We start from the raw sequence: 1,433 nt of genomic DNA, 5'->3' as shown, positions 1-1,433 counted from the left end.
GTCTTCTCCATGTGCGGCTCGAGGAAGGCCACCGCGGTCTTCATGACCTCGGCGGACTGCAGGACGAACGGCAGCTGCATCTGGCCGGAACCGAACAGCTCACCGACGACCTTCATGCCCTCCAGCAGGGTGTCGTTGACGATGTCCAGTGCCGGACGAGTCTGCAGGGCCTCCTCGAGGTCCGCTTCCAGGCCGTTCTTCTCGCCGTCGATGATCCGTCGCTGGAGCCGCTCGTCCAGGGGCAGGGCCAGGAGCTCCTCGGCCCGGCCGGCCTTCAGCGACTTCGTGTTCACGCCCTCGAACAGCGCCATCAGCTTCTGCAGCGGGTCGTAATCGCCCTCACGCCGGTCATAGATCAGATCGAGGGCGGTGGTGACCTGCTCCTCGTCGAACCGGGCGATCGGCAGGATCTTGCTCGCGTGCACGATCGCCGAGTCCAGACCGGCCTTCACGCACTCGTCCAGGAACACGGAGTTCAGCAGCACACGCGCCGCCGGATTCAGACCGAACGAAATGTTGGAGAGGCCCAGCGTCGTCTGGACGTCCGGGTGGCGGCGCTTGAGCTCGCGGATCGCCTCGATCGTGGCGATGCCGTCCTTGCGCGACTCCTCCTGGCCGGTGCAGATCGTGAAGGTCAGGGTGTCGATGAGGATGTCCGACTCCCGGATCCCCCAGTTCCCCGTCAGATCGTCGATGAGGCGCTCGGCGATGGCGACCTTGTGCTCGACGGTGCGGGCCTGACCCTCCTCGTCGATCGTCAACGCGATCAAAGCCGCACCGTGCTCCTGCGCCAGACCGGTGACCAGCGCGAACCGCGACTGCGGCCCGTCACCGTCCTCGTAGTTGACGGAGTTGATGACCGCACGCCCGCCCAGCTTCTCCAAGCCCGCCCGGATCACGGGAACCTCGGTCGAGTCCAGCACGATCGGCAGCGTCGAAGCCGTCGCGAAACGGCCGGCGAGTTCCTCCATGTCGGCGACGCCGTCACGGCCGACATAGTCCACGCACAGGTCGAGCATGTGCGCGCCCTCACGGATCTGATCCCGCGCCATCTCCACACAGTCGTCCCAGCGGGCCTCCAGCATCGCCTCACGGAACTTCTTCGACCCGTTCGCGTTCGTCCGCTCACCGATCGCCATGTACGAGGTGTCCTGACGGAACGGAACCGTCTGGTACAGCGAAGCCGCACCCGGCTCGGGCTGGGGGCTGCGCTCGGTGATCGCCGTACCGCGGACCCGCTCGACGACCTGCCGCAGGTGCTCCGGCGTGGTGCCGCAGCAGCCGCCGACCAGGGAGAGGCCGTACTCGCGGACGAAGGTCTCCTGCGCGTCGGCCAGCTCGGCCGCGGACAGCGGGTAGTGGGCGCCCTGCTTGGTGAGGACGGGCAGGCCGGCGTTGGGCATGCAGGAGAGCGGGATACGGGCGTTGCGCGC

The 1,433-nt window shown here is 67.5% G+C and carries 1 protein-coding gene; it reads right to left on the bottom strand.

Translation table 11 applies throughout. The features are described from left to right. Positions 1–1,433, bottom strand: a 1,433-nt coding sequence (locus AB0D29_RS38715; protein WP_362860531.1) for a dihydropteroate synthase, incomplete at both ends; no start/stop codon positions are given.

Source organism: Streptomyces sp. NPDC048424, assembly GCF_040651555.1.
Taxonomy (GTDB): Bacteria; Actinomycetota; Actinomycetes; order Streptomycetales; family Streptomycetaceae; genus Streptomyces.
This window is presented reverse-complemented; position numbering and strand designations above follow the sequence as displayed.